Origin of the sequence: Phyllobacterium chamaecytisi (assembly GCF_020164455.1) — a bacterium.
In the GTDB taxonomy this organism is placed as follows: domain Bacteria; phylum Pseudomonadota; class Alphaproteobacteria; order Rhizobiales; family Rhizobiaceae; genus Phyllobacterium; species Phyllobacterium chamaecytisi.
In genome coordinates, this window is sequence record NZ_JAIQWW010000045.1 from 1 (window position 1) to 11,077 (window position 11,077).

The following is an 11,077-nucleotide window of genomic DNA, read 5'->3' on the forward strand; positions in this document are numbered from 1 at the left end:
CCTTGCCGGTATTTCCACACGTGTTTGCTCTGGCGGTCGCCTATATCTTGGCTTTTCCGATTGGTCTGGATCGAGAACGCGAGGAACGCAGTGCGGGCGTGCGAACTTTTCCCATTGTGGCCTTGGCAAGCTGCGGTCTAATTCAAGGGACCGAAAATCTTACGGCCGGCAATCCCGAGGCCACGGCCCGTATTATCGAGGGACTGATTACCGGCGTCGGCTTTATCGGCGGCGGCGCTATCTTGCAGCTCAAGGATTCTGTCCGTGGCACAGCAACAGCGGCCAGCATCTGGTCAACCGGTGCAATTGGTATAGCGGTCGGACTTGAGAGTTATGATGTGGCGTTCATCATCTCGCTCTTCACGTTTCTCACGTTGCGCCTGATGCTGCCGTTGAAAAAGGAGCCGAAGCAAGACTAGAATCATCTCGAAGGTGAATAGGCCGCCCGTCAACACGTTATCGTCCAGAAGCAGCATCAACGCCGGTCCGGCGTAGCCAAAAATTCAACCTCTAAGCTTTCCTGGCAATGTTGATAATCGCGTTTGTCCTGGGACGGCATTATCGGCATGGCGCTCTCCCATTCAGTCGCGCGCAGTCGCTTAATTGGTGTCCTGCTCAAGCAACGGCCCTCACTCCAAGCGTCCATCGAGTGGGACATTCCAGTGATGGTAGCGGTTAGTACTCAGCACGAGGAGACATTGATATGGGTGATCCAATACCTACCCCGGAGCCAGAACCGAGCCTGCCGCTGCCGGACGATCCGCCGATCCCCAATCCTGAGCCAGGACGAGTACCACTTCCGCCTGGTTGATGGCGGCAAGGTCGCAGTGAGCGACGAGCTCGCATGTGTTCGAGCACAATCTACAACTACGCAATATTTAGGTCGGATCAAGGTTCTTTGCGCAAGCGTTTTCCAATGCTTGCCACTGTCGAGCGATGTTGCTTGCGGTCGATAAATGCCACTACCATTCCAGCCACTCCGCAAAAGAGCGGGACTGCCAGAGACAAACAAAAGAGCACAAGAACATCATCCATACTCTCATCTCCGTGACGACAGGGGTTGCGCGAGCTCCCCGCCCCAATCACAAACAGCCCCATTCCTTTCCTTTCGTTCGGTGGCGGCGCAGCGCTCAGCCCCACCTTGGCGAAGAGCACCGGCCGACCATAGTCGATGCAGCGATAAAGCAAGCAACTCGATTGCTTGCAAGTCCATTATATCGGCCTCCTGTCATTCAAATTGGTGCTGGAACGATCCTCACCAAATCAGCCTGATCCGGGACGTGTTCGAAGTCAGGCGCCAAGGCATCGTGCTTGCGCGCAAAAGCCACGAACAAGCCTCGGGCGGTCTCCGCTTCTACATCACCGCATAGCGCCGCCTTGCACGCCTTGAGCGCCATCGCATGGGCCGGCTCCTTTTTCGACAGAGACCATTCGCTCAGCAATGCATAGGCTTCTGCTACCGTCCTGACCTCGGTTGGAAACCCAAGTCCGACAATGATCATGACGGGTGTGTTGAACGTATTGCATTCCATAGGTTCCTCCTTCCTTCGTCTACGGGTGAACAGTTGCTGTTGAGTGTCGGCGCGATGGCTTCGGTTCGGAAATCGCGCAGTGGTCCGGCGGGTACTCTTCGGTCAGCTTCATCGTTTCCTTCCCGATTGCCACCTTTATTTTTTCCAATCGACACTTGGTGCTGTAACAGATGACCAGAAACAGCTTCGTCCGATCGAAACGAACGTTCGTAGCCCGGATGGGCCGGCGGCCGTTGAATGTGGGTGATATTTTGCACGTCATGTTCAAGGCAGCACCCGTCGATAGCTGGCTGTGCCCACCCGGCGGGCACAGCCTTCCTCATCAAAAGTCCATCCCGCCTGCCGGCATGGCAGGTACAGTCGCTTCCTTCTTCGGCTTCTCGGCAACCATCGCCTCGGTGGTCACGAGCAGGCCGGCGACTGAAGCCGCGTCCTGCAGGGCAGTGCGCACCACCTTTGCCGGGTCGATCACACCCTGACTGTAGAGATCGCCAAACTCATTGGTCTGGGCGTTCCAGCCAAAGCCGAACTCCGCGGCCTCACGCAGCTTTCCGACAATGATGGATCCTTCGGCACCGGCGTTCTCGGCGATCTGGCGGACCGGCGCCTCGATGGCGCGGCGCACGATCTCAACACCGGTTCTCTGGTCGGCGTTGTCGGTCACCAGCTTGTCGAGCGCCCTGGCTGCGCGCAGCAAGGCCACGCCGCCGCCCGGCAGCACACCTTCTTCGACGGCCGCACGCGTTGCGTGCATGGCGTCGTCGACCCGGTCCTTGCGCTCCTTGACCTCGACCTCGGTTGAACCGCCAACGCGAATGACCGCAACGCCGCCGGCAAGCTTGGCAAGACGCTCCTGCAGCTTCTCACGGTCGTAATCCGAGGTCGTCTCTTCGATCTGTGCCTTGATCTGGACGATGCGGCCGTCAATCTCGTTCTTCGAGCCGGCGCCGTCGACGATCGTGGTGTTTTCTTTCTCGATCACCACTTTCTTGGCTCGGCCGAGCATCGCAAGCGTGACGTTCTCGAGCTTGATGCCCAGGTCTTCCGATATCGCTGTGCCGCCGGTGAGGATAGCGATGTCTTCCAGCATTGCCTTGCGGCGGTCGCCGAAACCCGGCGCCTTGACGGCCGCGACCTTCAGACCACCACGCAGCTTGTTGACAACGAGGGTAGCCAGCGCTTCACCTTCAACGTCCTCGGCGATGATGAGCAGGGGCTTGCCAGACTGCACCACGGCTTCGAGCACCGGGAGTAACACCTGCAAATTGGCAAGCTTCTTTTCGTGGATGAGCACATAGGGCTCTTCAAATTCGACGCGCATCTTTTCCTGGTTGGTCACAAAATAGGGGGACAGATAACCGCGGTCGAATTGCATCCCCTCCACCACTTCAAGTTCGGTCTCGGCAGTTTTGGCTTCTTCCACGGTAATGACGCCTTCGTTGCCGACCTTCTCCATTGCTTCGGCGAGGAAGCGTCCGATCTCGGCATCGCCGTTGGCAGAGATGGTGCCGACCTGGGCGATCTCGCCGTTCTGCGTCACCTTGCGGGCATTGTTCTTCAGTTCCTCGACGACCGCATCGACCGCCTTGTCGATGCCGCGCTTCAGGTCCATGGGGTTCATACCGGAAGCGACGGCCTTGGCACCTTCCTTGACAATCGCCTGGGCCAGCACCGTCGCGGTCGTGGTGCCGTCACCAGCGATGTCGCTGGTCTTGGAGGCCACTTCGCGCACCATCTGCGCGCCCATGTTCTCGAACTTGTCCTCAAGCTCGATTTCCTTGGCGACGGTGGCACCGTCCTTGGTGATGCGCGGTGCGCCGAACGACTTGTCGATAACGACATTGCGGCCCTTGGGACCGAGCGTCACCTTCACCGCGTTGGCAAGAATATCGACGCCGCGCAGCATCTTTTCGCGGGCGTCGGCATGGAATTTCACTTCTTTCGCAACCATTTTTCTACTCCTTCACGAGGCAGCATTGAATACCGATCACTGACGGGCGCCGTCAGGCGGCCTGTTTTGCCGCGGTCTCTGCTTCAATCACCCCCATAACGTCAGCCTCCTTCATGATCAGAAGATCTTCGCCCTTGAGCCGGATCTCGGTTCCGGACCATTTTCCAAACAGGATGCGGTCGCCGACCTTGACGTCGAGCGGTTGCAGTTGGCCACTTTCGTCGCGGCCGCCGGGCCCGGTGGCGATAACCTCGCCTTCCTGGGGTTTTTCCTTGGCAGTGTCAGGAATGATAATGCCGCCGGCGGTCTTTTCGTCGGCCTCGATGCGGCGGACCAGAATACGGTCATGCAATGGACGGAACGTCATGTCGCTCTCCTCTTCAGACAAACAGTTTTGAGGTTCCTCGGCGCCGCATCCGAAGCGGCTTCGGCGCAGGGCGCGCAACCCTTTGAAGGCATTGCGCGCACAACGAATTGGTTTTGCACATTTAGCATTTCAAGAGGGGGATGAAAAAATTTTGGCACTTGATCCAGCCGAGTGCTAATCCTTTGTATCTGTGCAGCTATTTTGGTGGAACGATGTCCGAAGGGTCTTGATCTGCACGAAAATCATTCCAAAATAACGACACAACCGGAACGCCTTTCGGCTTGCCGGCTTATCGACAAGAACCCTGGAGATTGTGTAAGCGAAGGAACCTTCCAATGGAACGCAACCTCTCGACGATCATCCCGTCAATCGCCTTGCAAAATCTCCGACCCGGTGCTTGATCGCCTGTTCGCTCCATATCGGTAATCCGGGACATGTGATCAACGACGATCAACGCGAAGTTCAGGAAAAGCGTGCCATCCTCTCGTCGTGGGCATCGGACGCGTTGCGCGTCGGATCCATGCCGACGCTGCGTCAGCCGCCGGACGCCGAACAGCGGCATCGCGACTTGGCGCTGCATCCCGGCTTACAATCCGAAATCATCCTCATCTTCCTGAGGCTCGATCAGATCGATGAGGGCAGCGACGTGGGTGCCTGGAAGTGGTCGGCCTTCATTCATCAGCGCCTCCTCGGAGTTCAGCCAAGCGAATGCCTCCCTGAGTTCGCTCAGCGACGCCCCGGTTGCTATTATCTCTGCCACCAACGCATCGTCGACGGATCCGAGAACGGCGACGACGTCGCCACGTGTTATAGCCATGGATCCCTCCCGGACAGTGATCACCAACTGGAAGCAGTCGGCGCTTTGGCAAAATCATCTTGCCAGGTCGGAAAAATAACGTCCGCAAGCCCGGAGCGTTCCATCGCGGAGACAGTCGGTGATGCAAAGATGCTGTTTCTCCCCCTTGACGCAGGCAAATACGATACCCAAATTCTTGTTGTCGGCCGCCACGACGGGGCCGGCAATGTCAGGGAGCGCCAGCTTCTTGGCGCGCCCTCGTACCTATGTTGCTCTAAAGGAGGATATAGCTATGAGAAGCAACGTGGATTTTTCCCCTTTTTACCGGTCGAGCATCGGCTTCGACCGCATTTTCAACCTGCTTGAAAACTCCGGTCATCTGCAAGGCAGCGAGAACTGGCCGCCTTATGACATCGTCAAGCTCGGCGAAGACAGCTACCGCATTGTCACAGCCGTGGCAGGCTTTGCCGAAGATGAGCTATCGATCACCCACGAGCCGAATATGCTTGTGGTCAATGGCGCGAAGTCGAACGGCGAGGAAGTCCAATATCTCCATCACGGCCTGGCCCTACGGCCATTCACGCACCGCTTCGAACTCGCTGACCATGTGAGCGTTACCGGTGCGCGACTGGAAAACGGTCTGCTCGTGGTCGATCTCAAGAAGGAAATTCCCGAGGAGATGAAGCCGCGCCGCATCGCCATCAATGCCGACCCCGGCACGAAGCCTGCCCGCAAGCAGGTGGACAACAGCGTCGCCGCATAAAGCAGCCGAGCAGGCGCCGGAACCCGGTGCCTCTGGCATAGAAAAAGGAGAAACACGAAAGGAGACAAGACTATGAGCGTACGTGATCTTATTTCATGGAACCGGGGCAACAATAACGTTCCGAGCGTCTATCGCGAGAATGACATGGATCCGTTCCTGTCACTGCACCGCAACGTCAACCGGCTGTTCGACGAGGTTTTCCAAGGGTTTGGCACCGCCTCGCTGTTCAACCAACGACAGCGCCCAACGGAACTTGGCCGCGCGTCGAATTCTCGGAAAATGACAAGGAAATCCAGGTTACGGCCGAGGTGCCGGGTCTTGAAGAACAAGACATCGAGGTTGTCCTGGAGGACGGTATTCTGACGCTTCGCGGCGAAAAGCAATCAGAAACCGAAGACAAGGACAGGCAGTTCAGTGAGCGCTATTACGGGCGGTTCGAGCGGCGCATCGGCTTGGGGCGGGCGGTCGACGAGAACAAAGTCGCCGCAGCCTTCAAAAACGGTCTTCTGACTATAACACTGCCGAAGACCGAAAAAGCCAAGGCCAAGGCCAAGCGTATCGCCATCGGCAGCGAAAACTGACCTCGGTCACTGTCCGCGGGGTGCATCCACACGGGTGCACTCCGGTGTCCGGTTAAGCAGCCTGCTCACGCTATCCCCGCGCGGATTTCTTGTATGAACTCAACCTCCTTGCGCTCGAAGACCGGACGTCGAGAGCGCCGCCGACCGGAACGCAAATACCAGCCGGGCCCATCCGGCCTGGCGCGAAAAAGAAACGCAACGTCTTCCTCAGACCTTTTGCTGAAACGGGGGCGGTTGCAAAACACGTGAATTGTCGGGACGGCTCCCCTCGGTCCGGTACTGGAGAAAGGAGAGGTGAACGCTAGCCTTGACGAAAAATGGCCAAGCTCCTTGCTATCTTCGCACCGGTCAGCGGCGCGAACTTATCGCAGGATCCAGCTAGAATCACTTGGTTCGCAAAGCGAGCGGAAACTCCAACCTCTTTAGCAGATGGGAACGCGAGCGCTGGGACTTGTGTCCATTCATCGGCGTCAAGACGATCGGTGCCACGCATAGCGCTTTTCCACGTCTATTGTCGATGCGCACGGCGATGAAGCGAATGAGGTTGAATAAGCCGTTTATATAATGATGAAATCGGTTCGACCGCGCCGCGCCAATGCGTTGCAACTGCGAATGGTTGGGCGTTGCGCGTCAGGATATTTCTGGGCCGCCACAATTCTATGCGGGTTCACGTAAACTGGCTGCCCTTCGGCGGAGACGAACTTGAGCATTTTCCTCGCCTTTTGATTTCTGCGTCTTGGTAGCAAGCAATTCAACAATGACACCCCCCGTCCCATGCCCGGGAGAGGCATCCATTGCCGTTGTGATGCCAGGCGACCTTTGCGGCCAATTGAGTGGGCGGGGCCAATTTTATCAACGAAGCTGCCAAGTTGTTTAATTCCGGCGTCCGGCAGAATGGGGAAATCAAGCGCTGGGTTGGAGTGTTGCTCCCGAAAGTTTCAGATGACACAGCAACACATAGATGAAGACCAGTATTCCCGCCATTTCCAGACCTTCCTCGATGTTCGTCAATATTCGGTACCGAAATGATTCAATCCCTTCAACTTCAGCAACGCTGCCGCCAATCATCTCGAATCCGACGGCGCCGCCAAGGAAGATCAGGGCTGAAAGCACGAGGAGCCCCGCGAGCGTCAACGGAAACGACCTGATGAACGGAATAAAGGCCGCAAGACCGATCAGGCTGACGATACCGGCTGGCGCTGCCCAGGCAAAATACATCAGGCCAGTGTGCTCCATCCTTCCGGACAAAGCGGCAGAAATCTTTTCATGAATGCCGGCGAATTCGTCGAACGAAAGCAACAGAAAAAGTCCTGTGAGCGCATACCAGTGGTATTTGCACCTGCTGCCGCGCATGGCTGCGTCCCGGCTTGCCAGAAAAAGCAGCCATGCGGCGGAAAACGCTACCACCACAGATAGCCACGTGAACGCGCTGTCCTCCGAGTCGACGTCGAGCAGCCATATCTTGTTGGAAAGGTCCGACTTGGCGCCAGAATAGAGTAGCAGATCCTGCATAAAACCTGCACCGAGCAGTACCGCCGAAACTGCACAGGCCAGCACATACACCCAGCCCGGCCTCACAAGCGTGCGCGCTCTTAACGGAATGTCGCTATTGCCCACATTGGTGAGCCGGACACTCATCGATCACCTGATTTGCATGCACTTGACATGTCACAAAACCATCACAAATCTGTCGCATTCCTTAACGCATTGTCAACGCATGGAGACAACAATGGCTCCCGTTGGAGGACATTTAAATTTGACGGTCGGTGTAGCCGTGCTGGCGATGCTGCTGCTACTTGCCGTGCTCGTCGTGGCTCTGGACATCGAGATTGCGCTGCCGAGAGGCTGACAGGGCATGCACCCGGCCGTAAAATACGAACCAGCATTGCTGCGGATTCTTCTGCACAGTGCAGATGTTACTTGCCTGGTCTATGCCGGACGCCATATGTGACGAATGCGTCGCGTTTCATCGTGCCGTGATCGTTCAAATCAGCTTGAGGACATTCGTGCGGCAGACGGCTTCTGGGTGCCGTCAAACAGCAGTACGCGAAGCCCGGAAGGCTATCTCCTGACAATGCCCAGGCGTCTTTCTTCCTGTTTGGCGAACTCCTTCGCGGCTCCCTCCGTACCAAAGGGGCGCTGCTTAACTTGCCCGCTTTCGTGCACTGTCACGAACCATTTTCCATCTTTTGGTTCAATGCCGACGCTATTGAGTGCTGGTTCCTCGAAAGTCATTCTTCTGTCCTAAGCTTAGCTAATGCCAATTGCTAGAAAAATGTACTAAACGAGATGCTCGCTCAAGCTCGCCCGAAACTGTCCAAAACCTGGTTGCTTCCATGTTGCGATTTGGCGACGGGCAGGAATTGCGGCTGCGGCGACAAGCGCTGCTGCGAGCAAGACTTTTTCATCGCGCTGCTACCTTGGATGCTGCCGGAAACCACTTGGTGCCACGATCGTTGCCAGCGGCTTCTGGTGCAGTGACCCGACCTGATGACGGAATCCGGCACTGCGGGTAAGTGACAGCGTTAATGCTTACGAGCGTCATGAATTTCGGTCGTCGCCCGCGCCTTGGCACTGCTGTCAGCGCTGAGGGAAGTAATCCGCAAGGAATGCCATCGGGTCAAGCTTGAGTACATGGCACAACGCGATCATCATTGAGACGGCCATGCGGTTGCTGCCGCTCTCGTACTTCTGGATTTGCGTGCCCGAAATGCCCATGGATGCGCCGAGGTCGATTTGGCTGAGGCCAGCAGCCAAGCGGGCGGCTCTCAGCTTTGCGCCAAGGTCTTTATCAATACGGGCTGCTGCCGAATTTCGCGTAAACGCTACCATCGCGCCAATATCCCATACACCGGTTAAAGGATTGCGAAAGAACCGCCTGGCGGGCTTGGCCGCAGCGGCGATAGCACCCAGCATCATGGGGTAGGCTCGTGGCCGCCTATGCGATATGACCGCCGGCTCGGCAAGTTAGGGGACCATTGCGTAAAAAACCGCCACCGGGAGAGCGGTCACTCGACAGCAGCGGGACGGGTTTCAGGGGAGGGGCGGCAACCGCCTTGAACCAGGTAGCTCGCCACGATCGGGCCCTCCACCTAAGCTCGCCGGGAAACTGCGCAATCCTTGCCGAGGAAATAGCCCCATGTCAATCGCGCTGCCAGCCGCAGCGCAAGCGACAATTTTGCCGCTGGTCGTGTCGTGTTTTTAACCATCAAACCAGCTTGTACTCGAAAGGCGGGCGCACTTTGGATCAGCTGATCTGGACACTGGGCGCATGCCTCAGGCGAGTAAGATAACGTGCGTCCGGCGTCATCCCTTTGGCGCTATGGATTTGACAGTTGGCGTCACGTATCACATCGAAAGGATGATCCGGAGCACCAGGCAAAAAAGAGCCGGACTAAAAAGCCCGGCTTTAATTGTGAAGGTTGAAAACCTCCAAAAGGGGAACAGCCAGCGCGGATAGGTGGGAGGAGAACCGCGCTGACTGAACCCAATGTGGGATTGGAATTGATGTCTTACAAATGCACTCATTGACGCAGGTAAAATCGTAGGCTTAAACCCCTCATAGCCATTTGCGTCGATCGCCGAATTGCATCGATAGCGGCTACATCATCGCGATTGCAGGATTGGATCGGCCCGTTGAAGTTAGCATAAGGATTTCGAAGAAACAGGCGAGGGTATCCGGGCTGCGCGACAACCTGAATTTGCCAATCCCGGCAGTTCCTCAAGTTAGCTCGATGGTCGTGAAGCGAGTCCTAAAGCCGAGCGAGCGTTGTCCGGCCAAGCGTTTTGGAGCAAACCCATGGCAAATGAAGAGTTGCAGATTCAATCGAACGCGAAACCATGGGCAGCGCTGGCAGGCATAATAGCGACGGTTTCTGTCTTCGCTATCGCGCAAGGGCTGAGTTATCCTCTGCTCAGTTTTATCCTGCAGCGGCAAGGCATGTCGCCCGGTCTAATCGGCTTGTCGGCGGCGATGACGCCGCTTGGTTTTATTCTGTCGGCGCCGCTCATCCCATGGCTCTCACGACATTTCGGGGCAGGGCGAACCGCGCTGTCCTGCGCCGGCCTGGCAGCTGTGCTGCTCGCTGTTATCGGCTGGCAGCAGAATGTCTTTGTCTGGTTTCCGCTCCGCTTTCTGCTCGGCTTTGTGGTCAATCCGCTCTACGTGATCAGCGAAACCTGGATGATTGCTCTGACTCCGCCGGCACAGCGCGGCCGTATCATGGGCGTTTATACGTCGGTGATTTCCGCCGGCTTTGCGTTAGGGCCGCTCACCCTGACCGTCGTTGGAACGCACGGCTGGCCGCCTTTCCTGGTCGGCATCACGGCTTTCGTTCTGTGCGGGCTTTGCCTGCTCAGGGTGCTGCCGAAACTGCCCAAGTTCAACAATGGCCATGCGCAGCAGGCTTCCGTCAGGCGTTTCGTGTCGCAGGCACCGCTGCTTCTGTTTGCGGTGTTTACCGCTGCCGCGTTCGAGCAGGTAACGCTGGCACTGATGTCGGCCTATGGCCAAGGCTACGGTAGTCCGGAAGCCAGGATATCAACGCTGCTTGCTGTCTTCGTCGCCGGCAATATTGCGCTGCAGATACCACTCGGCCTGCTGGCCGAAACGCAGGGCTCGAACAGGGCGCTGATGTTCTGCGCGCTGACGACAGTACTTGGCTGTCTGTTGTTGCCGCTGTCATTCGACTCCGTGTTTGTCTGGCCAGTGGCGTTCGTTTGGGGCGCAGTATCGTTCGGCATTTACACCATGGCTCTGATAGAACTGGGCGAACGCTTTTCCGGGCCGATGCTGATGGCCGGCAATGCGGCTTTCGCCATGGTTTGGGGTGTCGGCGGCATCGCCGGCCCGCCGGTCACCGGCGCGGTTATGGAACTGGTCGGCATCCAGGGATTTTCGCTGACCCTCGGCCTGCTTTGCCTCGCGCTCGCCGTAGCGACGCAACTGATGCAGGACAGGCGATAACGGCAGCCTTTGGTGATCGCTTCTCCGGTGCGGGCATGCATCAATTCACGAAAGTCGCGCCAATGCCTCTTCATACTTGGCCAGCTTCTCCCGCGCTCCAGGATCCTCCAGGTGTGACCTG

10 protein-coding genes and 1 pseudogene are annotated in these 11,077 nt (G+C 57.2%); 4 read left to right on the forward strand and 7 right to left on the reverse strand.

What is annotated here, in order from left to right; translation table 11 throughout:
• Positions 1 to 2 precede the first annotated feature (2 nt).
• Positions 3 to 419 carry an MgtC/SapB family protein gene (locus tag LB462_RS30505; RefSeq protein ID WP_224515809.1) on the forward strand — a complete coding sequence of 139 codons (417 nt, stop codon included), beginning with the start codon at positions 3 to 5 and terminating at the stop codon, positions 417 to 419.
• A gap of 813 nt (positions 420 to 1,232) precedes the next feature.
• Here LB462_RS30505 and LB462_RS30510 read toward each other — a convergent pair.
• From LB462_RS30510 to LB462_RS30525, 4 genes are all read right to left on the reverse strand, one after another.
• A complete protein-coding gene (locus LB462_RS30510) occupies positions 1,233 to 1,532 on the reverse strand; it encodes a DUF982 domain-containing protein (protein ID WP_224515811.1) in 300 nt (99 codons plus the stop codon).
• A 322-nt stretch (positions 1,533 to 1,854) separates the two neighbouring features.
• Positions 1,855 to 3,483, reverse strand: coding sequence for a chaperonin GroEL (groL, locus tag LB462_RS30515; RefSeq protein ID WP_224515812.1), 1,629 nt, complete (start codon positions 3,481 to 3,483; stop codon positions 1,855 to 1,857).
• Between the two features lie 52 nt (positions 3,484 to 3,535).
• Positions 3,536 to 3,850, reverse strand: coding sequence for a co-chaperone GroES (locus LB462_RS30520; RefSeq protein WP_224515820.1), 315 nt, complete (start codon positions 3,848 to 3,850; stop codon positions 3,536 to 3,538).
• A 586-nt stretch (positions 3,851 to 4,436) separates the two neighbouring features.
• Entirely contained in the window at positions 4,437 to 4,667 is a 231-nt protein-coding gene (locus tag LB462_RS30525) for a hypothetical protein (protein WP_224515842.1), read from the reverse strand.
• Positions 4,668 to 4,938: 271 nt separating this feature from the next.
• On the opposite strand from LB462_RS30525, the gene LB462_RS30530 reads away from it, so the two are divergent.
• Complete coding sequence (locus LB462_RS30530) at positions 4,939 to 5,409, forward strand: Hsp20 family protein (RefSeq protein WP_224515843.1); 471 nt, start codon at positions 4,939 to 4,941, stop codon at positions 5,407 to 5,409.
• Between the two features lie 72 nt (positions 5,410 to 5,481).
• Positions 5,482 to 5,990: pseudogene (locus LB462_RS30535) on the forward strand (Hsp20/alpha crystallin family protein).
• A 903-nt stretch (positions 5,991 to 6,893) separates the two neighbouring features.
• Here LB462_RS30535 and LB462_RS30540 read toward each other — a convergent pair.
• The 3 genes from LB462_RS30540 to LB462_RS30550 form a co-directional block, all read right to left on the reverse strand.
• Entirely contained in the window at positions 6,894 to 7,628 is a 735-nt protein-coding gene (locus tag LB462_RS30540; protein WP_224515845.1) for a DUF8692 domain-containing protein, read from the reverse strand.
• A gap of 423 nt (positions 7,629 to 8,051) precedes the next feature.
• Positions 8,052 to 8,225, reverse strand: coding sequence for a hypothetical protein (locus tag LB462_RS30545; protein WP_224515847.1), 174 nt, complete (start codon positions 8,223 to 8,225; stop codon positions 8,052 to 8,054).
• 345 nt (positions 8,226 to 8,570) lie between these two features.
• The gene (locus tag LB462_RS30550) at positions 8,571 to 8,909 is read right to left on the reverse strand and encodes a helix-turn-helix domain-containing protein (protein ID WP_224515849.1); all 339 of its coding nucleotides are present in this window, start codon (positions 8,907 to 8,909) and stop codon (positions 8,571 to 8,573) included.
• A gap of 880 nt (positions 8,910 to 9,789) precedes the next feature.
• Between LB462_RS30550 and LB462_RS30555 the strand changes: the two genes are divergently transcribed.
• Complete coding sequence (locus tag LB462_RS30555; protein ID WP_224515850.1) at positions 9,790 to 10,956, forward strand: MFS transporter; 1,167 nt, start codon at positions 9,790 to 9,792, stop codon at positions 10,954 to 10,956.
• Positions 10,957 to 11,077: the final 121 nt, after the last annotated feature.

Excerpts from the sequence above, each read along its gene's own strand:
- LB462_RS30510 (WP_224515811.1), bottom strand. The coding sequence starts at position 1,532 with ATGGAATGCAATACGTTCAACACACCCGTCATGATCATTGTCGGACTT.
- groL (WP_224515812.1), bottom strand. The coding sequence starts at position 3,483 with ATGGTTGCGAAAGAAGTGAAATTCCATGCCGACGCCCGCGAAAAGATG.
- LB462_RS30520 (WP_224515820.1), bottom strand. The coding sequence starts at position 3,850 with ATGACGTTCCGTCCATTGCATGACCGTATTCTGGTCCGCCGCATCGAG.
- LB462_RS30525 (WP_224515842.1), bottom strand. The coding sequence starts at position 4,667 with ATGGCTATAACACGTGGCGACGTCGTCGCCGTTCTCGGATCCGTCGAC.
- LB462_RS30530 (WP_224515843.1), top strand. The coding sequence starts at position 4,939 with ATGAGAAGCAACGTGGATTTTTCCCCTTTTTACCGGTCGAGCATCGGC.
- LB462_RS30540 (WP_224515845.1), bottom strand. The coding sequence starts at position 7,628 with ATGAGTGTCCGGCTCACCAATGTGGGCAATAGCGACATTCCGTTAAGA.
- LB462_RS30545 (WP_224515847.1), bottom strand. The coding sequence starts at position 8,225 with ATGACTTTCGAGGAACCAGCACTCAATAGCGTCGGCATTGAACCAAAA.
- LB462_RS30550 (WP_224515849.1), bottom strand. The coding sequence starts at position 8,909 with ATGATGCTGGGTGCTATCGCCGCTGCGGCCAAGCCCGCCAGGCGGTTC.
- LB462_RS30555 (WP_224515850.1), top strand. The coding sequence starts at position 9,790 with ATGGCAAATGAAGAGTTGCAGATTCAATCGAACGCGAAACCATGGGCA.